Below are 23,222 nucleotides of genomic sequence, written 5' to 3'. Positions count from 1 at the left end.
TTCATTTTTTTCTTTAATTAAATTTGCAAAAAAAGTAAAAAATAAAATATTACATTTTGGTTACAAAACCTATTTTTCTGTCATTATTTAGTATATTTATCCCATTAAAGGAACATTTGTTCCCTATTTTGAATCATTTAAATTTTATTTATCTCTATTTATTTTCTGCAATATGCGACTTAACGCTACAATGCTATCAGCACGTGTTAGATTTTCTTTTGGCTGAAATTGTTGGGACGGATTCCCTTTTAAAATACCTTCATTACTTATCCGTTGTATTGCAGAACGTGACCATGAAGAAGCTTGATCTCTATCTTTAAAAGCAATGACTGGATTTGAAGACGGCTCCGCTGGACTCTGACTGATAAATGATAAGGTTCTCTCCAAAATAACAGCTAGTTCTTCACGTGTCACTGCTGATTGTGGACGGAACGTACCTTTAGCATCACCCAACATCAATCCTGCTTTAACAGCTGTATTTACAGAATCAGAATACCAAGCTGTAGACTTCACATCAGTAAAGGGAGTTTGCGAAGTAGAAGTATTCATTTGGGCTAAACCCAGTGTTCTAGTTAATAATGTCGCCAGTTCAGCACGTGTAACCATACGTGCAGGTTCGAACTGATTATGCCCTGTGCCTGTGACAATCATCCGATCAACAAATGATTGAATATCGGCTTGTGCCCAGTGACCGGATATATCTTTTAATAAAGACTCACTTCGATTGAGAATCAGATACGTACTATTGCTACGGCTATAGATCGTTACTTCTCCATTAGCAATTGTAAATGGAACAGGGGTATATGAAATGTTTCCATTCACAGCTGATTCGGCGCGCACAACAGCGAGACGATTAGCGGCATTCACATTGGAACTGATGATCGAACGTTTGATATATTGATCAAATGATTGTATGGAACGTTTATTATTCTGCCCATCTAAAATATATCCTTCAAAATCAACAGCTGTACGTACATCATAACCAGCTTGTTTTGCTTGATTGACCGCCGGATTAGCATTAGATAGATCTAGAATAAACTTCTCATTTGGAGCTAATGTCTGTTGCTCAATCATCGAGACAGGTAATTCATACGTACCGATCGGTGTAGATAGGATAATCTGATCGATTGTCGTTTGAGTGGTTAACGATTGTTGTACAGCAGCTTCCCACTGCAATTGATACGTAGTAGCTGCCTGATCTCCTTTGAGCGAAAGACGTAATGTATTGGCTCCATCGGTACGATTTAGCATATCATTGAGCATCGTCGCTGTTAATGTTGTAGAAACTACCACTGTATTATTAGTGTTTGTATTCACTGTAGTAGGCATGGTCCAGCTGGCTATGGCTCGATTAGTAGATAGCCCTTCATATTCAGGTGCAGTCAGGATTGTCGGTAAAGTAGGATTATCAGTAGAAGGATTAGTTGTTCCTGATCCTCCGCTATTATTTCCACTGCTGTTATCGGATCCTGGTCTTGTTTTATCATCTTTGTCTGAATCTTTTTTGCCAAAATCAATTCTAGCTAATAATGGATCATGATCACTTACCCGTCCATCGGCTTCCATAAAATCAGAATTGATATGCACAATGTCTAATTGAGCACGGTTAGCGATCTTTGAAGTCATTAGAATATGATCCAGTGTCTGCGAATTGCCTTCATATACATAGGAGTAACGTTCATTAGCAGGTAATGTATCTACAAGGTTGGTTAACTCTTTTCCTTTTAACACATCAAGTGTATTGGAAAATTGAAAATCATTAAAATCCCCTAACAATACAATATTAGCTTGACTGTTTTGAGCCAGTGTCTGCTTTACAAATTGATTTAATAGACTTGCTTGCTTGGCACGTTGAATTTCACTACTACGTACAGGTGGCTGAATACTACCATATAATGCCTGATCTCCACCTTTAGAGTTGAAATGATTCGCAATAACAATGACTTGTTCTCCATTAAATACAAATTGAGCGGCTAATGATTTGCGTGAACTGGCAAAAGCTTCATCGCTCGGCGCAATCCGTACTGGATTATAGTTTAGTCCATTAGCTGTATAAGTGGCAGCTGTTACTGAATTACCTGCACCATTTGAAGCCAGAGGTAAGCTTACTCGTTCTGGATTATACAAAAATCCTACTCGAATATTCCCACCGGGTGCACCACCGTCTTGCTGATCTTGTGGAGATATACTGGCATATTGATAGGTCGGTCCACCTGCAAGTTGAATATCTTTGATCAATGCACCAAAGCTCTGACTTGCATCTGTTGTGCCATCATTGGTCTCTCCATTATTATCTTGAACTTCCATCAATCCCAGAATATCAGGATTACGAAGATGGTTGACAACATCATCTGCAATTCGTGCTGTTTTTTCTTGATCTTTAGGATTATTCCAAAAGTTCTCTACATTAAAAGAAGCGATCGTTAACTGTTTACTTCCACTTTGAAGAGTAGACACTTCACGTTGCAATCCATTATCGATCACAGGTGGTAATGCTCCTTCAGGTAATACTTTAAAATTGCTATAACTATAACTCATAATTCCGTTTAGGGCTCCAGCAAATTGATCACCTGTACTCACCGTTTGCGTAGGCTTCGCACTAATGAGCAATCGTTTGGCATTCCATTGATTGTTATCGATCACAAGTCCGCCTGCTGGCGTCACGAGCGGAGAAGATTTCAAATCTACAGTGACAGGAATCTCATACGTATATGGCCCTATAATAGATGCATCATTTAACTGAATCCGCATCCCTTCTAGACTCTCATAAAAATCAATACTATATTGCGTCGGATCATATGCTGTTAATCCGTTGCTAGCAGCAATTTGATTCGGAATACTTCGTCCTTGTTGACCTAGAATGATCGGAGCAGGTAACGGTTGATTAGAAGCTTGCAGACGAATAGCGGATGCAACAATTTCTGTTGTGGTAAGATCAGCTGCATCTGCGTAGCCTAATTCTTGATACTCTTTAATACTTCCATCTACACTCACTTTATCGCCTACTTTTAGCCCATGAGCGGAACGATAGACTAATATGCCTTCAGAAGTGCCTTCATTTGTATCAACGTGATCATCCAATTCTTGCAGATAAAAGCTTGTTTTGCCTTTGACCATGGTTACGATACCTTCAACCTGCTGTACCTCTTTGCCTTCATAAGGAGATCGCTGAGCAGCACCTTGAATATCATGAATACGTAATTGCAACGGAGGTTGAATAACCGGAGGTGTCCCTCCTTCAATATCTGCTGTAGAACGTGGTATCAATTCAAATGTATTATTGTAGCGAGACATCACGCCTGTAATACGGGTATAGACTTCACCTACTTCTAACCATGGATTAGCTGTATAGATAATAAATGTACCTGTAGCATCTTTTACCGTATAATTACTACCACTTTTGCTAACAATCGTCACATTAGGCACACTGATTAATTGAGCTTCATATGTATTTCCTGTTACAAAATCAGTACTCGCCACTGTTTGCGGAGCAGGTAACTGAATCGATGCATTCGTCATATTCACTGCGCTAGCAGACGCTTCGATTTGCAATAACGCTTTATAAGCCGTTAATTTACCACGAACTTCGATTTCTTGTCCTTCCGTACCCGGTAAATTCTGTCCACGTATCACAAGACCTGCTGTTCCATCTTGAAGATAGAGATTACTATACCCGCTACCCGTTTCTTCTCGATACGTAATCACTCCACGAGTAGATACAGTATCTCCTAAAGATTGAGTCCGCACCTCGTTAATCGGCATCACTGTATATACATTTTGACTCACAGTCTGACGAAGAACATTTGTAGATACTACATTGGGATGCATTTGTTGTTGAACTACAGTATCTGATACCTGTTCACTTTGATCGGCTGCTGATGCGACATTATGACCACCAACAGATATTCCAGACCACAATGATGTGACCAATACACTTGTAGATATCCCTATACTTATTTTCTTTTTCCACTGCAACATACACTATATTCCCCATTTCATTTGTTAAAATTCTATGTACTACACTAAATTATCATAAAAGGATAAAGAATAATTCATTTAAATGTAAAATCAATATATTTATAGCGTGCACTTCCTTATTTTTATTTGTCGGATCATTTGTAACCTTCTGGAATTTATAGTATATTTATTCATAAAGTAAACGATATCTATTATTAAAATTATATTTTATAGGTATCAAGGATACTTGAAGGAGGAATACAAATGAATGTGCCACGGACAACACGCAAATGGAGCACAGCCAGTCTGTTGATTGTACTCGGTCTATTAGTATTTGCTTTACCAGCTTCAGCAGCATGGAACGATACCTATAAAGGATATGCCACTTACACAGGATCAGGATATTCAGGTGGAGCTGTTTTACTTGACCCTATTCCTTCCACTGCCTACATTACGGCCCTTAATCCTACTCAAATGAATTATGGTGGGGTCAAAGCTGCATTAGCCGGTGCTTACTTAGAAGTGCAAGGACCACTCGGTAAAACAACCGTCTATGTGACTGATCTTTACCCTGAAGGACCTAGCGGAGCTTTAGATTTATCACACAATGCCTTTGCAGCAATCGGAGATATGTCTAAAGGCAAAATCGATATTCAATGGAAAGTAGTTAAAGCGCCAATTACAGGTAACTTTAGCTATCGGATCAAAGAAGGAAGTAGCCAGTGGTGGGCGGCTATTCAAGTTCGCAATCACAAATACCCTGTCATGAAATTTGAATATGAAAAAGCAGGTCAATGGATCAGCTTACCCAAAACAGATTACAACCATTTTGTCGGTGAGCAAATGGGGAATCAACCTCTAAACGTACGTATAACCGATATCCGTGGCAAAGTTGTAACTGATACCTTACAAGCATTGCCTAGCGAAGCGACATCTAGCCCTTATATCGTAGCGGGTAAAGCTCAATTTCCTGATTGATCTTTGGCAAAAAAATAAGCGCAGGAATGACCGCCTGTAAAGGAGATCATCACTGCGCTTAATAATAATTGAACCAAATTTAAGGTAATAATGTTCCGCGTGCACTTACATATAAAGTATACCATTCATCCCGTGTCATCAGGCTTGCTTGACGTTCTGCATCTGCACAAGCTTTGATGCGTTCTGGATTAGATGTACCAATAATCGGTTGAATCATAGCTGGATGATACATTAACCATCCTAATACTATCGCTTCTGCTGTCGTTTCTTTGTCTGCTGCCATTTGTTGTACCAATTGAGCTGTTTGTTGAATATGTTTAGGCTCATCTTTGATATCACGGCCAGAGAATTTACCTTGTGCTAATGGACTCCAAGCTTGCAATTGAATATCTTCTGTCCGGCAGTATTCCATTAATCCTTCAGCAAAGTTCACTTCTGTACCTGCTTGTTGATTCACATGAACCACATGATCCACAAAATGAAGATGATTTAGACTCATTTCCAATTGATTGATCGCGAAGGAATCAGGAATCGCTTGTTGCAAAAATTTGATCTGAGAAGCGCTCATGTTGGATACACCAAAATAACGTACTTTACCTGAAGATTTTAATTTGGCAAAAGCTTCTGCCACTTCTTCTGGTTCAACCAATGGATCAGGACGATGTAACAACAATACATCTAGATAATCAATGCCCAAGCGCTCCAAATTACCATCGACGGAATGAAGAATATGCTCTTTCGAAAAGTTAAATCGACCCGGTAGATCGCCTTCACCCAATTGAATACCACATTTAGATTGAATGACGATTTGTTCACGCAGATCAGGTCTAGCTTGCAGTACACGTCCAAAAACTTGCTCTGCTTTCCCTTTAGTATAGATATCAGCGTGATCGAACATCGTAATTCCGATCGATAAAGCCGCTTCAACTGCTGCTTCCGCTTCTTTCACATGTTGCTCTGTAAAAGGTTCTGCATCCCAGCCTCCACCAAACGGCATACACCCTAAGGCAAGACGGCTATTTGAAATTCCACGTTTAGCAAGTGGCATTACTTTAGTCATTTTTATGTTCCTCCTATCAAATGATAGCGCTTTTAACACATCTATACTCTCATACTTGTGATGCTAAATACAATAGCAATCTCTTCTGATCGTCCCTATGATATGCAAAGATATGCAAAAAAGAAGAGATTCTAAAAGCGAATCCCTTCTTTTGCTTACCATCTATGCTATTGTTATTTAATTTATTGGAATAATTCAAATTCACTTATAGCTACTGTAGAAGGTCCTGAATTACGATCAAAAATCACTTTGTACGTCTTGTAAGCTTTGGTATTGTCTATTTCGTAGACTTTTTTCTGACCGACTTCCCAGCGATAAGAAGATTTAACATCATGCAAGACTTCTTCCCACTGTTCACCATCGTTACTACCTACCAGTGTCCAAAACACAGGAGCAGTCGATTTGTTTGCCAGTGTTAATGAATACCCTTTAACAACTTGAGGAGCATCAAACGTATATTGAAGTGTTGCATCTATAAAGTTATCGTTGTCTGATTCCCAGTAACTATCTGATCCTGTATTATGATCAAATGCTTTCCATGCTGTATCTTCATTCACTGAAGCATATGCTCCACCTTCGACAGATACCATAGAGTTAGCGGCAGGTACCAGATTCGCATTATCTCCAAATTCGTATAATTCTAATTCGCTAACGGCTACAGATGATCCACCGTTGTTGGAAGAAATAAATAGAGCGTATGCTGTATAAGCTGTATCATTAGAAATCGTATACGACTTGGTCTGACCTGGTTGCCACTGAGTCTGATTCGACTGTTCGTCTAGCACAAGCCAGTTCTTACCGATCTTACCTGCTAACTGCCATTTTTTTGGTGCTTCAGATGTATCGTACGTATCTGCTTGCACTGTATATTGAGTGATTACTTTTTTAGTGTTAAATTGATAAATCAACTGAGAGGATGAACCAGCAGGAGCTTTCCATGTGCTTTCTGGAGTAGAATTATCGTCAAATGCTTTCCATGCTTCATGACCAACTTCTTCAGCACTTGCACTTGCTGTACCATTTGTTCCAGTATTTGAACTTAATACAGGTACTACATCATTGCTGTAATTTAGCGCATGTGCCGTTCCGCCTTGATATACAGTCCCCATCAATAATGCACCAAGTAATACCGCACCCGTTTTTTTCAATTTAAGCAATCCCATTGTTCAATCTCCCCTTTAAAATATTAGTCTTACGTGGGATAGCTAGACGTAGAAATGATCTATTCAGAATACTGGTAGTACACAGTTCTGCGGGCTGTGCATAGAGTACAATTATTGTTTAGAATCTACTTCTTTGTTTCCCCCAAAAAACGATCCGTTGGACATCTAATTAAGTTACATATTCATAAGTGGTTAATAACCGTTTTTCCAAACTTTGACACATTTATCATAAAAAAAGTTTTTATAGTTAAATTTTACTAGGTAATAAGTAATTAAAAAATAGTGTTATTGAATACAAATTTGTCTGTACTCCTCCTTTCTTACCCCATTTAGAATACAACTAATAAATAAGACATAGTACTTGTGGCGTCTATTATTATATTATGTAGTTTGTATATTACTACCAAATAACCACTATTTACTAATTAACTTATTAAGATGTTGACGCTTTATTCTATAGTCAGTGCGAACACTTTTGCAATACTTTTTTTGGAAAAAATAGGGATTTGATTCTTTTGACTCATATAAGAAGACCAAAAAAGGATATTCTACATAAGTAGAATATCCTTCTTCTGATAACTATTTATTGAGCAACTATTATTTACGTTCGACAACAACATAAGAAGATTCAGAAGTAACTTTAGCTCCCAAAATCTCAGCGACAGAACGTACTGGTACATAAGTAACGCCTTTAATTTTGACCACTTTATGTGTCATTGTTTTTGTAGTTCCATCAGTTACAGCTTTGTTGGAATTCAAGTGAAGTGTAGTCACAGCGCCAGTAATATCATCAGTCAGTGTGATTGTTTTGGTTGTCGGGTTCCATGTGAACTTAGCATCAAATTCTTCAGCTAACTGTTTAACTGACATTAGTAACACACGATCTTTAGTCACTACATCGTATGAAGAATAAGATGAATCTTTATCGATATAGATCGATTTGTTAGCAATCCCTGCGACATCATGTAATAACAAATAGACAGGTGAAGTCGTATCGAAGCTGCGCAATAACGCACCTGGTGTAAAATCTTTGGAAGTGACATCTAGAACACCATTAGGTGTTGCAATCGGATCAGCGACAATATTTCCATCTACATTCCAGTTCTCATTTTCGGTATGCAGATTAAACATACTGTAAGGCACATACTCTGAACTAGGCAAAGCGACTGTTAAGTCTACAATTTGCTTACGTGTATGCATATCTTTATCAAAATAAAGATCTAATGTAAGACGTGTATTTGTACCGAAAATCGTTTTGAATTCAGGCTCAGCAGAGACTTCTTTCAAATATTTATCATATTCAGACAATACATCTTTCAAAAACGATTGAACCTCAGCATACGATTCATTAACAAATTCAGCTTTTGTCTGATCCAAAGTGAAGTAAGATACAGAATCTTTTTCTTCATCACTCATTTGTGATTCTGCATACGTGATAAAGTCATACAACGTAGCTAACAGATCACGCCAGCCCGCTTCATCCGTAGAGATACTTGTTAAGAAAGGCTTAACCAATCCGATAAATTCTTCACCGGTAAGTTCAATATGCAAATGAGTCAAATCTACAAACTCTCCATACACTTCTTGAGTCACAGAATCAACAGTGACATTGGATGGGTTAGGAGCATGTTTGAAAAATAAGCTAGCTGATTTGGTAATCAACTCTTTCGCTTGATCTTCAATTTGTTTCATTGTTAGACTAGCAGGTAAAAAAGCCATTTGTTCTTCTGTAGTTAGAGGTATGTATAATGGCTTTTGCGCACCAGACAACGCAATCGTGACTCCTTTCGTATCCATAAACATTTGGAAAGGTAATGTCATTCCGCTGTAAGCGATACCACCTTCAACCGAAACATTTCCGTTTTCTTGAAGTTTGGCATGATTGATGTTCAATTGCATTCCGTTCAAAACGGTTGCTATTTTGCGCTCTTCTGCCGACGCTGTTGAAACAGGTGTTAATTGAACTGCAAGCGATTGTTTGGTTTCGATCGATTTTACATTAAGATCACCAACCATGGCACTATTGATGTCTAGATTACCTACAGCCTGACAACCTGACAACAGGACAAGGAGCAGTACTAGCGGCATGATAACCCATTTTCTATTTTTCATAATGTTCCCCTTTCGATAATATATTTCTTTTTCATTATCCCAGTTAAAGTTATATTTGTAAAACCTCAATATCGTCATCAAATGATGCTATTGTATACTAAGTAGGACGAATAAATATGGTTTTGGAGGATAAAAAAGTGATTAAAAATGAAAAAATTAAAGCAATTGAAGTGCAATTAACAGGAATCAATGGAGAAGACCTGGGGATTGTACCTACAGCTGAAGCTTTGCAAATGGCTAAACAACTAAAAGTTGATCTTGTCTGTACTTCTCTTTATAGTAGCCCACCTCCTTGTCAATTGATCTCAGCAGGTGCCGCTAAACAAAATAAACAACAATCCAAAAAAAGTGATAAACCCGTTAAAATCAAAGAAATTCGCTTAACTGCTAATATCGAAGATCACGATTATGAAACGAAAAAGAATCAGGCTGAACGTATCCTACAATCGCATAATGCTGTATTACTGGTTGTCAAAACACAAGGTAGTAAAGAATCGGCTAAAGCTAAAACGATTATTGAAGAATTATTGCGTGATCTTCAATCATCAGGTAAAGCCAAAACAGGGATTCAGGTCAGTGGTAAGCAATCTATGGTACAAATTGATCCTTTAAACGAATAAACAGATTTAAGAAATAACAAAAAAGCGTATTCCCCTGATGTATAGAAGGATTACGCTTTTTTATTAGCTTGAGTGTGCCTATTTTTATTCTTGATGATCTTTCTCAAACTGTAAAGAAGATTGAGAACGAGCAGCAAATGAATCTACACGATGATGAATATGCTGACTCCATTGAGATAAGACTCTTTGTAGATCCGCAGTGATAACCGGCTTACTGATAAAATCATTCATTCCTGCTGTCAGGCAACGTTCCCGATCTTCTTTTCTTGCAAAAGCAGTAACTCCAATAATGATCGGCATGTCTTGAGCTGTATAATAATTATGAATGTGCTGAGTCGCTTCTATTCCGTTCATATTCGGCATCTGCACATCCATAAAAATAAGATCATAATGGGATTCTGTGGCTTGCTGTACCGCTTGTTGTCCATCAGTTACCAGATCAGCTTCATAACCATATTTACTTAGCATGGCAAGTAATACTCTCTGATTCGCCACATAATCTTCTGCTACTAGAATACGCATAGGATAATATTCGGAAGTGACCTGTACATCTTCTAATAATCGAATCGGGTTAGAGTGTGATTCTATATCTAAAGGCAAAACAGCAAGATCGTTCAATTCAGCAGATACTTCTAATTTCAATACAAAGTAGAATGTAGCGCCCCTATTCTCGTCACTGGTTACATCGATACTTCCACCCATTAACTCAACTAGCTTTTTACAAATAGATAATCCTAAGCCTGTTCCTCCGTACTTCCGATTTAACACAGGATGCAATTGGGAGAACGGTTGAAATAACTGGGATTGCTGATGAATGGGAATCCCGATTCCTGTATCTTTAACTGAGAATTCTAACCATAACTCTTCACAAATTGCAGACTGTCCTTCTTCACGTTCTAATGGACGAACATGTACAGTAACTGAACCTGCCTCTGTAAATTTAATCGCATTTCCAACCAGATTCACAAGCACTTGTCGGATACGACCTGCATCTCCTACCATCCAGTGTGGTATCGACTCATCCATCTCAAATACCAAATCCAACTGCTTATCTTGTGCTTTAAATGTAAATAATTCTTGTACATTATCCAAAATCGATCGTAAATTAAAGGGCTCTGTATTCAGTGTCATTTTCCCAGCTTCAACTTTACTGAAATCCAGAATTTCGTTTAACAAATGCAATAATGTCTCGCTACTGTTGCAGACAATATCCAGATACCCTTGCTGTTGTTCATCCAATTCTGTATCTGCAAGCAGTCCACTCATACCTATGATGCCATTCATCGGTGTACGTAATTCATGACTCATCACAGACAAAAACTCAGACTTCGCTCGATCTGCGCGTTCTGCTGATTCTTTGGCTCGAATAATTTCTTTTTCCCCTGTAATATCGCGGAATACAATTACTGCACCCCGTTGTTCTCCATGATCTATAACAGGCGTCACCTGATAAGCAGCCAGAAAGCTAGACCCATCTTTTTTCCAAAAGACTGTTTCTTCTTCTTGATTGGGTTTACCTTGGCGGATTGCTTGAATAATAGAAGATTCTTCACCTAACACATCATCATCTTGAATACCCCAGTTACGAATTTGATTCGTACGTGTAGAATCGGATAAATGATCTTCAATATCCAGCCCTAGCATCATCGCACCAGCGTGGTTAATAAACATTCCTTCGCCTTCACTATTGATACTAAAAATACCTTCCGATACTGCATTTAAAATAAGAGAATGCTCATTACTTAAGCGTTCAATCTGATGAATATATTGCTTTAATTCTGTAATTTCAGTCACAATTCCGTATAATCCGATAACTTCCCCATGAGCTACAATCGGTACATTGGTAATGTTGGCAGGAAATAGTGAACCATCTTGACGATATACATTTAATTCATACGTCTGCGGGATTCCTTGTCTTGCTAATTTAGCATGATGGATGACACGCTCAATACTACTTTCTTCAAATAAAGACAATATCGGTTGCCCGATTAAGTGATACCGAGAATACCCTGTAATTTCTTCCAGACTACTATTTACCGAGATAAAATGCCCTTTGAGATCAACTGCACATACACCGGAAGGATTATTTTCAAATAAAGAACGGTAGCGATGTTCATTATCTTGAAGAACCATTTCTAAATGTTTGCGTTCGGTAATATCTCTGGAGACTGCTGTATATCCATAGGCATCTCCCTCTGGGCTGTACACATACCGGCTTGTCGTTTCTAACCAGACATAATGTCCTTTTTTGTGACGGCAACGAAAAACAACCGTTTCTTTTTCATTTTTTTGCTCTCGTACACCTTTAAGAAAATGAACAAATAACGGTAAATCTTCTTTGTGAATATGACTATACCCCGGGCCTCCGATCAATTCTTCTGCTTCATAGCCAAGAATCAATCGACATGCAGGAGAGACATATAGAAAAGTCGAGTGTTCATCATCAGCATGACGGGAGATCATATCTAATGAATGCTCGGTAATGATACGGTATTTCTGTTCGCTTTCACGCAATTGCTCGCTAATCAGGTAATGTTCGGTAATATCTTGAGCCAGTCCTATCAACTGCAATGGTTGCTGAGTCTCTTTATCAAGCGTCGCTTCCCAGTATCCATGAATCACTTTCTGTACATTGCCGGGTAACCGAATCCGGTAACGCATTTCTTCGCTTGTTTTTTGATGAATAGCCTTTTCTATACAATACTTCACCTGCTCCACATCTTTGGGATGTACAACTGCCAGATACGAATCAAGATTATCTTCAACCGCTTTTATACTTTTGGCATAGATTCGGCGAATATCTTTCGAAAAGTGAATCGTATTTCCTTGTAGATCCCAATTCCATGCACCCAGTAAAGCCATCCGATGCGCATGAGCAATAATATCTTCTTCCGACTTTTGCTTGGTGACATCTTGAGCGATAGCCAGTACTTTCTCTACTTCACCCTGATCATTTCGCATTAATTGTGTAAAAATTTCTAACCACATATAATGACCATCTTTATGTTTGACACGTCTTATAAATGTTCTGTCATCTGCATACATACTTCCAGGTTGGTACATTTCTTGTGCGTCTTCTTCATGGTAGTATTCCATTCTCATTCGAGAAACCATTTCAGACGGTTCATATCCCAAAATCTTTTTGACTGAAGGCGAGACATATTGAATATTGCCATCGGCTCCACTCACAGAAACAATACTGGAAGAATTACGTACAATCATCGAATATAAATCTTCGGCTTCCCGATCTTGCACGACTGTAATGTACATCATCATGTATTGTAACTGCTGTTCCTGATCTGAGAATACATAAGAAACATGTATAGATAACCACACAGGGACATGGTCAGCGTTCATCCAACGACGTTCTACTTTTTCTATGGTGGTGCTATGTTTTACTTGATCTGTTAGCCATTCATCAGCTACATTCCATATTGTTAAAAGATTCCGTAATTCGGACTCTTCGTATTTTAATATTCGGCATAATGCAGGATTGGCTTGTACGCATTGCCCTTGCGCAGAAAATATCGCAATACCTTCGGGGGTATTGGCATACATATGGGCTAGTACAGATTCTTCTGGGGTAGAAGCATTAAACACAAACCCATCCTCCTTTAATCATCACTATTCATACCGCCCTAAATTCGCAAATTTCACGAAAATTGCAGTCTTTACACTTTCGCTGTGAAGGCATCGGTGTAAAAAAGGATTCTGGCTTGGGACGATTGTAATAATCATCATCCAAACAAGACTTCATTTCTTCAATATATCGACCAATACTTTGTTCCACTTTAATAATATCTTCCGAAGTAATCCGATATTCTTTATATTCGCCTGTTACCAGATATTCAACACGAATCTGGATTTTCTCCAGTGGCATATTGTACTTTTCTTTTACATACGAAGCATACAGATACAATTGATCTGAGAAATCGTCTTCACGTCCTGTTTTCCAATCGACAATTACTACGGTACCATCCGGTTTGCGATACAATAAATCCATTTTCACATAGACTTTAGTATCGAATAATATCATCGTATCCCATTTTTCAATTTCTAAAATCTTCATATCCGACCGTGTGACTTCTTTCCAGGTTAACGTATCGTATAAATGCCGAATACATTCTTCTTGCCGCTGCTTAATCGTAGCTATTCGGCTATTCAATGTATCGTCACCGTAATATATTTCGGAAAGCATGGTATGGTATTTAGGATTATTCAACCAAGCTTCTACATCTTGAGATTGAATATATGCTTCATTCAATAATTTACGCATTTGCTCTAACAAAAATGCTTGTCTTGGAGCCGTTTGTGATTCTTCCCATTGGCGAAGTGCCGATTCACACATCCGATGGGCCAGATCACCAAATAATAGATAGAAGTTGCGTAATTGTTTTAAACGATAAGCATGGACTTGTTCTTCTGAGCCCAGCTTTTCACTCCAACCATTATGAGCAGCATAGTAGTGAAAATAATATTTGCGTAAACATTCATCGAACATATTTGCTCGAGATTGAGAATAAGACCATTGCGGGTATTTTGCCATGCCAGACAGCCTTTCTATGACTTTGAACTATAGATTGTCATCATAGTTTAAATTATAACAAATATTGAGCTAATAACGAGGCTATTCTAGTTATTTTATCAGAAGAATTATAGAGTTTTTCTAATGACAAAAAAATCGGTAGCACCTATAGGCACTACCGATTTGTGTAAGATATACATAGATCCTATCAAGGAAGGATATCGACTAATTTGGAGAGCACAGCTGCCATTTCTTCGCGGGTCACTTCCTGATTCGGACGGAATGTCTGATCTGGATAACCACTCATGAGCCCAAGTGTATTCACTTTTTGCACACCTTGTGTTGCCCATGCAGATACTTTTTTAGCATCTTTATAATCTACTGGCGATAAAGTAGTTGTCGTAGATTCTGGTAACATTCGACCAATCATTGTAGCTAATTGCTCGCGCGTAATCGAACGTGTTCCGTTAAATCCGTTGTTATCGCCAATCATGATTCCTTGTGCAGATACTGCTTGTACATAAGGTTCTGCCCATGCTGGCATTGCAGAATTATCCGTAGTTACCGAAGCCACAGATACTGTAGGAATATCCAAGCGTAGCACTTTGGCAAGCATAACTGCCATTTCATAGCGATTCACAGCTTGTTGTGGGTTATAGCTACCTGCTGCATCTCCTTGTACAATATCCAGACTCATTAATTTCAAAATATCTTTATTCGCCCAACTGTTGATTGTATCTTGAGGTTGCGCCATATTCGAGTTCGCAATCACTGAAGTCCATGCTCCTTGCGGAACAGAGGCTTTCAGATTATTATTCTCACGTGTTGTCGGCACAGCAATCCATTTATCCCAGTTATTATCATAGTAATAAACAAGTGCATTGGTAGACGGACTATTCGCTTGTAAGCTCACTGTGTCTGCTACAGCTTGTAGAGGTGCTACGATAACCAGTACATTTGGACTCGATGTAATCACAGGTGCAGTATTTCCAGACGATGGATTAGTCGTACTTGGAACAGATGACGTTCCATTATTAGACGAATTACTTGTTGTCCCTTGTGGTTGTGCTCCTCCACTAGCACCTGTTGCGGTCGGCATAGGTGTTGATGATACTGGATTTGTAGGCGCAAAGCTAACCGGTGTACTTGGTTGATTATTACCTGTTTTTTTATCTGAGTCGGATTTCTTAGAAGTCGATTTTTCTACTTCTAGTGAATATAATTTTTTTGTTCCAGAAGAAGGTGACCAAATATTTAGTTTCATCCCAGATGTGATGATACTTTCCTCATTTGAAACGGTTCCTGAAGTTGTTAGGACCTGTGCCTCTGCATTGAAGGTATACCTCAGATTAGCTAAGAACTTACCTACTGTCAGGTTATTTGGCAAATTACGAATTGTGGATCCTGCGATCGATCCATAGCCGCTAGAAATTAAGTCTGCTGATATCGGAGAATGAAACATAAAGCTCCAAATATTCTTATCATCTAGACCTTCAAATGCATTTCCTGCTACATCGACAAAAGTACCTTTATTGATTTGTACATAATATTTTGTATATTCATCTAAATGTTGAGCAAAATTAAAATTAAATGCATTTCCACTATGCGAATAAAAATCATTAGCTTTAGATCCCGAAAGAACGGGTATTTTTTCGATTAATTGATCATCATTACTTCGGTACAATGAAATACTGCCATTGCCTAATTTTATAGGTTCATTAAACTGTACACTTAATAAAGGATTAATCTGGTCAACTTCAACTCTAGGATCTATTTGTATCATATAAGGCGCTTCATGATCTGCAATACTGAAATTCCAATCTGAATTTCCATAAATCCCTGCATATGGATGTCCTACTTCATCGACAAACATACCTGAATCGACATTAATATAATACACTTCACCACTCTGTGCATCTGCCAAATTAAATTCAAACCCTGTACCGCTATAGACCGAGTACCCAGAAATATTAAAGCCAGATAACTGACCATCAACTGAAGACAGTCTACCCACTTCCTCATTATCGGAAGCTCTATAAATATGAATTTGTCCATATTTCAAACGAACCCGCTCGTTAAATTCTAATCGAAGAGATGGATTGACTAACTCATTGGTTCCATTCTGATAATCTGTAATAGTTTTAGCTGTCGGTGCTGTTAAGTCTGGCGTTTTGAATGTCCACCAATTGTCACTGACCAACCCTGAAAATCTATTTCCGGAACGATCGACTACGGTTCCTTCTTCAATGTTTACATAGTACTCGGTATTTTCTTCTAATGCTTCTGGTATTTCAAAACTCATCGCTAGGCCACTCAAAAAATGTTCTTCTGTTGAAGTGAATCCAGATAAAACTTGAATTTTTTCAACGAGTTGATGGTCATCACTACGGTAGATAGAGATGCTTCCATTTCCAAATTGCACACGCTCATTAAAATCAAGCAATAATCTAGGCTGTAATGTATTCATAAGTTCACCCGTTTGAGGTATTATTCGTGTTAAATATGGAGGTCGATCATCTTCTCCTGCAATACTGAAATTCCATTCGGTGTCATTATGAATACCACTATACGGTTGACCTATCATATCTACAAATACACCGGAATCGATCATGACGAAATAGGATTCGCTTTCTTCGCCATCTACAAATGCTATATCGATGGCACCACCACTCATTGTAGCTGTCGCTCCATACCCAGAAAGCATATATCCGCTCGTTTGGGAGAGATTAGCCATGGTTGTACCATCCCATTGTCTATGAATCGTGATGTGTCCCGGCTTCAATTGAACCGATTTACTAAAGTGCATCATGAGATGAGTGGTTGGACCCTCTTGATATTCGTAATGCTTCACTTCTAAGGGATGAATATTTGGTGTTGTAAAGTTCCATGTTTCTTTTGGATGATATATGGCATAGCCTGATGAATGATTCCACGACAAATCATAAATAGACTGTGGATCCACTTTAACATAATAGTTCGTATTCTCTTCTAAGTTAGAGGGTAACGGTAATTCAACAAGCGCCCCACTAATCCTTAGCTGTGCATTGGAAGTCACACCTGAATTCACTTGAAACTCTTCAACTAATTGATCATCATTACTTCGATAAATACCAATAGTTCCTTGACCAAATTGAACTGGTTCATTAAATTGCATACTTATATTTGGCGTTAACGTATCGATCTGCGCTTGTGGGGAGTAGTTGACTAGGTAAGGCGATTGCCAGTCCCTTTCTGCAATACTAAAGTTCCATTGGGATGTACCATGAATCCCTTCATATGGATGTCCTGCTTCATCGACAAACAGACCTGAATCAACATTGATATAATAAGAGTCGCTATTATATGCCCCTAATAGCATAAATTCAAAACCTGTTCCGCTATGAACCGAGTATCCGGAAATATTAAAACCAGATAACTGACCATCAACGGAGGATAACCGACCTACTTCCTCATTATCAGAAGCTCTGTACACATGAATTTGTCCGTATTTCAATCGAACCCGTTCACTAAATTGCAAACCTAAACGTAGATTAGATGCCTCTGTATTATTGTCTCGGTAATCTGTAATAGTTTTAGCTGTCGGTGCTGTTAAGTCTGGCGTTTTGAATGTCCACCAATTGTCACTGACCAATCCTGAAAATCTATTTCCGGAACGATCGACTACGGTTCCTTCTTCGATGTTTACATAGTACTCAGTATTTTCTTTTAATGCTTCTGGTATTTCAAAACTCATCGCTAGGCCACTCAAAAAATGTTCTTCTGTTGAAGTGAATCCAGATAAAACTTGAATTTTTTCAACGAGTTGATGGTCATCACTACGGTAGATAGAGATACTTCCATTCCCAAATTGCACACGCTCATTAAAGTCCAAGTGTAATCTAGGCTGTAATGTATTCATAAGTTCACCCGTTTGAGGTATTACTTGTGTTAAATATGGAGGTCGATCATCTTCTCCTGCAATACTGAAATTCCATTCGGTGTCATTATGAATACCACTATACGGTTGACCTATCATATCTACAAATACACCAGAATCGATCATGACGAAATAGGATTCGCTTTCTTCGCCATCTACAAATGCAATATTGATAGAAATACCACTCATTGTGGCTGTCGCTCCATACCCAGAAAGCATATACCCGCTCGTTTGGGAAAGATCCGCAATAGTTGTCCCATCCCATTGTCTATGAATCGTGATGTGTCCCGGCTTCAATTGAACCAATTCACTAAAGTGCATCACGATATGTGTTGTAGGGCCATCTTGGTATTCATAATGATTCGCTTCTAAAGGATGGATATCCGGTGTTGTAAAGTTCCATGTTTCTTTTGGATGATATATGGCATAGCCTGATGAATGATTCCACGACAAATCATAAATAGACTGTGGATCCATTTTGACATAATAGTTCGTATTCTCTTCTAAGTTAGAGGGTAACGGTAATTCAACAAGCGCCCCACTAATTCTTAGCTGTGCATTGGAAGTCACACCTGAATTCACTTGAAATTCTTCAACTAATTGATCATCATTACTTCGATAAATACCAATAGTTCCTTGACCAAATTGAACTGGTTCATTAAATTGCATACTTATATTTGGCGTTAACGTATCGATCTGCGCTTGTGGAGAGTAATTAACTAGGTAAGGCGATTGCCAGTCCCTTTCTGCAATACTAAAGTTCCATTGGGATGTACCATGAATCCCTTCATATGGATTCCCCACTTCATCGACAAACAGACCTGAATCAACATTGATATAATAAGAGTCGCTATTATATGCCCCTAATAGCATAAATTCAAAACCTGTTCCGCTATGAACCGAGTATCCTGAAATATTAAAACCAGATAACTGACCATCAACGGAGGATAACCGACCTACTTCCTCATTATCAGAAGCTCTGTACACATGAATTTGTCCGTATTTTAATCGAACCCGCTCATTAAATTGCAAACCTAAACGTAGATTAGATGCCTCTGTATTATTGTCTCGGTAATCTGTAATAGTTTTGGCTGTGGGTGCTGTAAAGTCTGGTGTACGTATCATCCATTCATATGGATTGATGACTCCTGAAAAATCATTACCATTTGTGTCTTCAAAAGTGCCTGGCGTTACTTTGATATAATAGTCTGTACTATCCGCCAGTTCTTGCTGGGTTGTAACCCGAATAGTATGCTCATTCACAAAAGAATAAGTAGCACCTTCCATATAACTTCCAGAAATCAAGATACTTTCAACCAATTGATCATCATTTGTACGATAAACTTGAATCGATCCTTGACCTAATTTGATATTTTTTGAAAACTCCATTTGAAGTACAGGTTCTAATGTCATTAATCCTGAGTAGCGAGGAGTATAATCAATCAGAGAAATACCAGAGTAACTATTAGCTTGAATCGATTGAAGCGAAAAATTCGAAGAATCTGACGCTCCATATACATCATGATTAACAGAAGCATTAGGATCTGATTCTGCATTGGATTCGGTGGTAGATTCTATCGCTGCACTTGCTTGAGCAATCATAGGTGAATACATATTTGTCATCTGAATAAGTGTAAGACTGATACCTATAACTTTTGTTGATTTTTCCCATTTTGTTTTCTGAACTTTTCTTTTTAATCTTCCCATGTTCTTGCTCCCCTTTTGTATACTAAGTAAATAACTTTTCTATATATTTAATGATCTATGTGGATATATGTTGGATATTGTTTCATTTTCATCTTTCTTGTTTTGATAAGTTTGATTTTTTGGTAATACTTCCTGATACTGTGGCATAAGCTGAGCATATTTCTGCTTAACCTGTTCAAAAAATGCTCCATAATGATTTAAAATGGCTTCTGCTTTAAGAATTAGTTGTTGTTCCTTACGCATATTTTCTACCTGCTGATATAAGATTTCATAAGAAACACGGCACATTGGAATCACAAATATTTTGGAGAATAGATTGTTATGCCACTGATTAAAAGCATGATCAAATTTGGAGAAACTTTCTATCAACAATTGGTGTTGATTGGAACGAATATATTGATTCATTTCTAGAAAAATACGCTGAATCTCAAATAAAGCATGATTCATATTTTGATGTTCTTGTTCCAATTGTTGAATAGCTGCCGGAATATGATCTTGATTGTATACAGGTTCTGGTGCTCTAAATGCATTTACATCTATCGAATAAGGTACTAATTGTTGAATGACTTCTTTTAATTCTCTAAAAGGAGCACCTGCAATTGCTGCCCCTCCTTTAGTGGTATTAATAACATCTTGTTTTTTGAACATACGAATATAGATAGACATTTCATCTCTCATCGACTTGAATGAAGGATTCGTGGCTACTGTTCCTCCGTATACATCTGGGATATGTTCAGAATGTTTAGGATCTATCGTTTTTTGAGGATTAATATAATCAATTCCACCTGCGTACTGATAACCATTACGATAAGCGAAGTTTTGTCCTACCAAAATAATAGGTCCACATTGCAATAAACAAAGTAATTGTAATGTAACGACTGCTATAGAAGAGGCATCTCGAATAACCGGATACCCTGTACGTTGAGACGGAAATAAATAAGAGCCTACAGTATCCTGAGTCGTAATCATGTGTAACTTTGTGCCATGATAATGAGTTAGAATATCTCCACCGATACACGATCCAAAAATAATAGGAATTTCAGCAATTTGTTGATCTATTACTTTAGAAAAAACCTTACCATTCTCAGGATGAGGATCATAACTACAAGCCGCATCTGGATACAGACCATGACTGATTAAAGTCGATAGTGCAGACCCTGCTGTAAAGATATAGGCAGATTGATCTTGCTTAATTTGTTTGAGATATGGAATCTCTTCTTCTAACGAAGGACCTGCGGATACAAGAACAACAGGTTTATTTTCAAAACTTTTTTTCTTTTGAAAAATGTTAGGGGTCTGACATATTTCTTTAAAATTATTCAAACTATTTTGTATCCAAAACTGACTAAACTTATGACTGACAATTCGATTACCTTTTTTATGTTTAAGTACCTGTTCAAATTCTTGCTTAAAGCGTGAAATTTCTTGCTCAAACAAATATTCATAACTAGGTAATATACATAAAGAGATTGTTCCCGGTGTTTTATCAATAAATTGGCGTAAAAAATAGCTCGAACTATTCGCTGAGGTTTCTATAGCTAAGTCTCGCCATTTGGGTGTATCGAGTGATTCAAAGCTTCTGTTTGTACAAAAGTAGTGCACTATTTCAAGTTTGGGTTCATAGACGGAATAAGGTACATTAGGAAATTGTTGTTGAAAATAATCAATATGATGTCCCAAACCAATACCGTAAAAAAGCATATGATCTATTTTTTCATTTTTTAATGAATCCAATAGGATTTTGATTTCATGGATTGGATGCTGTTGATGCAAGTAACTCTGTTTGTCTCCATATTTAATATGTACATTAGATAATTGATCTTGTTCTTGAGCAACTGGAGTCAGTGTTACCAAAGAATTTTCTTTTGGAGCCATACTGATCACTTTTTCAGTATGAGGAAATTTAGCTTTCAAAAATGACAGACCGGATAAAGAAGTCATTGTGCCCTCTTTTCTAAACATAATGTGTGTATACATTCAAACTGTATGCTTTGTTCGATAGATATCAGCTAAAAACATCCTTATTTCTCTGAAAAATAGAAAAAGTCGCCAATATTAGAGCTCTCCCCCTAATATCGGCAACTTACGACATTTTTTGAATATTATTCACTCATTTGGATAAACAATAATTTTGAGGCTGGCATTTTTGTGATGGATCGCTCGTTCCATAGCTTCTTGAGTTTGAGATAGTGGATATTTGTCTGTAATTATGATGTTGGCATCCACTTTACCTGAAGAGAGAAATTCAATTCCCATCGGGTATGTATTGGCATAACGGAACACACCATAAATATCGATCTCATTATCCGCAATCGCAGGCACATTAATAGGAATCTGATCTTGTGGAGGCAGTCCAACAATCACTAATTTCCCACCACGGCGAATAGATGATAACGCACTTTGTAATGCTTTGGGATTTCCTGCTGTTTCCCATGCGACATCGACGCCTCTGCCACCCGTTAACTCTCTGATCTTGGCAACAGCATCTTCTTCTCTGACATTAATCACTTCAGTCGCACCCATTTTGCGAGCAGCTTCTAGTCGTACTGGTTCTAGATCAGTGACGATAATACGTGTACCTCCAAAACATTTGGCAGCAGCCACAGCCATTAATCCAACAGGTCCCATTCCCATAATCGCTATTGTAGAACCGGGCTGTAGATGACAACGTCTAGCGGCATGAATTCCTACTGAAAAAGGTTCATTCATAGCGGCTTCTTCAAAAGAAAGATGGTCTGGAATAGGAAAAACAAAATCCTGACGCATCACAATATATTGAACAAATGCTCCATCAACAGGTGGTGTCGCCAAAAATTGTACCTCTGGACACAAATTATAACGTCCTTCTTTGCAATATTCACAATGCCCACACGTTACTCCCGGTTCGATAGCGACTCGATCTCCGACGTTAAAACGTGATACTTTTTCACCTGTACTCACTACTATTCCTGCACATTCATGTCCCAAAATAATAGGCTTTTCAACCACGTAAGGACCTATACGTCCATGCTCATAATAATGTACATCTGATCCGCATACGCCTACAGCAATCACTTGAATTAATACTTCATCTGGCTGAGGTATAGGAACCGGAATTTCTTCGATAATGATGTGACCTGGCTCTGTCATAACAGCTGCTTTCATCGTTTTGGGAATCTCAACATGTTTCGACATAAAATTTTTT

The 23,222-nt window shown here is 38.1% G+C and carries 11 protein-coding genes; 2 read left to right on the top strand and 9 right to left on the bottom strand.

The window, feature by feature from the left end; genetic code table 11:
• Positions 1-144: 144 nt before the first annotated feature.
• On the bottom strand, positions 145-3,978 hold the full coding sequence (locus PO903_RS10205) for an S-layer homology domain-containing protein (RefSeq protein WP_273593344.1): 3,834 nt from the start codon (positions 3,976-3,978) through the stop codon (positions 145-147).
• 243 nt (positions 3,979-4,221) lie between these two features.
• On the opposite strand from PO903_RS10205, the gene PO903_RS10200 reads away from it, so the two are divergent.
• Entirely contained in the window at positions 4,222-4,935 is a 714-nt protein-coding gene (locus PO903_RS10200; RefSeq protein WP_069326689.1) for an expansin EXLX1 family cellulose-binding protein, read from the top strand.
• Positions 4,936-5,014: 79 nt separating this feature from the next.
• Here the strand turns inward: PO903_RS10200 and PO903_RS10195 are convergent, their stop codons facing one another.
• From PO903_RS10195 to PO903_RS10185, 3 genes are all read right to left on the bottom strand, one after another.
• Positions 5,015-5,995 carry an aldo/keto reductase gene (locus tag PO903_RS10195; RefSeq protein ID WP_273593343.1) on the bottom strand — a complete coding sequence of 327 codons (981 nt, stop codon included), beginning with the start codon at positions 5,993-5,995 and terminating at the stop codon, positions 5,015-5,017.
• A 182-nt stretch (positions 5,996-6,177) separates the two neighbouring features.
• Positions 6,178-7,158 (bottom strand): hypothetical protein, encoded by a 981-nt coding sequence (locus PO903_RS10190; protein WP_273593342.1) that lies wholly within the window; start codon positions 7,156-7,158, stop codon positions 6,178-6,180.
• A gap of 597 nt (positions 7,159-7,755) precedes the next feature.
• A complete protein-coding gene (locus tag PO903_RS10185; protein WP_273593341.1) occupies positions 7,756-9,270 on the bottom strand; it encodes a copper amine oxidase N-terminal domain-containing protein in 1,515 nt (504 codons plus the stop codon).
• Positions 9,271-9,407: 137 nt separating this feature from the next.
• Between PO903_RS10185 and infC the strand changes: the two genes are divergently transcribed.
• Positions 9,408-9,890 carry a translation initiation factor IF-3 gene (infC, locus tag PO903_RS10180; protein ID WP_069326863.1) on the top strand — a complete coding sequence of 161 codons (483 nt, stop codon included), beginning with the start codon at positions 9,408-9,410 and terminating at the stop codon, positions 9,888-9,890.
• A gap of 84 nt (positions 9,891-9,974) precedes the next feature.
• On the opposite strand, the gene PO903_RS10175 is transcribed toward infC, so the two are convergent.
• The 5 genes from PO903_RS10175 to gutB all read right to left on the bottom strand — a co-directional run bounded on the left by PO903_RS10175 (position 9,975) and on the right by gutB (position 23,212).
• Positions 9,975-13,490, bottom strand: a complete 3,516-nt coding sequence (locus tag PO903_RS10175) for a PAS domain S-box protein (protein WP_273593340.1) — start codon at positions 13,488-13,490, stop codon at positions 9,975-9,977.
• Positions 13,491-13,518: 28 nt separating this feature from the next.
• Complete coding sequence (locus PO903_RS10170) at positions 13,519-14,436, bottom strand: PD-(D/E)XK nuclease family protein (RefSeq protein ID WP_069326694.1); 918 nt, start codon at positions 14,434-14,436, stop codon at positions 13,519-13,521.
• Between the two features lie 187 nt (positions 14,437-14,623).
• Positions 14,624-20,038: an Ig-like domain-containing protein gene (locus tag PO903_RS10165; RefSeq protein WP_273593339.1), complete on the bottom strand. Its 5,415-nt coding sequence runs from the start codon at positions 20,036-20,038 to the stop codon at positions 14,624-14,626.
• Positions 20,039-20,077: 39 nt separating this feature from the next.
• On the bottom strand, positions 20,078-21,979 hold the full coding sequence (locus PO903_RS10160) for a motility associated factor glycosyltransferase family protein (protein ID WP_273593338.1): 1,902 nt from the start codon (positions 21,977-21,979) through the stop codon (positions 20,078-20,080).
• 165 nt (positions 21,980-22,144) lie between these two features.
• Entirely contained in the window at positions 22,145-23,212 is a 1,068-nt protein-coding gene (gene gutB / locus PO903_RS10155) for a sorbitol/xylitol/iditol dehydrogenase GutB (protein WP_273593337.1), read from the bottom strand.
• Between the last annotated feature and the right edge of the window lie 10 nt (positions 23,213-23,222).

Origin of the sequence: Paenibacillus sp. PK4536 (genome assembly GCF_028594455.2) — a bacterium.
GTDB classification, from domain to species: Bacteria; Bacillota; Bacilli; order Paenibacillales; family Paenibacillaceae; genus Saccharibacillus; species Saccharibacillus nuruki.
Note: the sequence above shows the minus strand (reverse complement) of the source record. Positions and strands in the feature narration are given on the sequence as shown.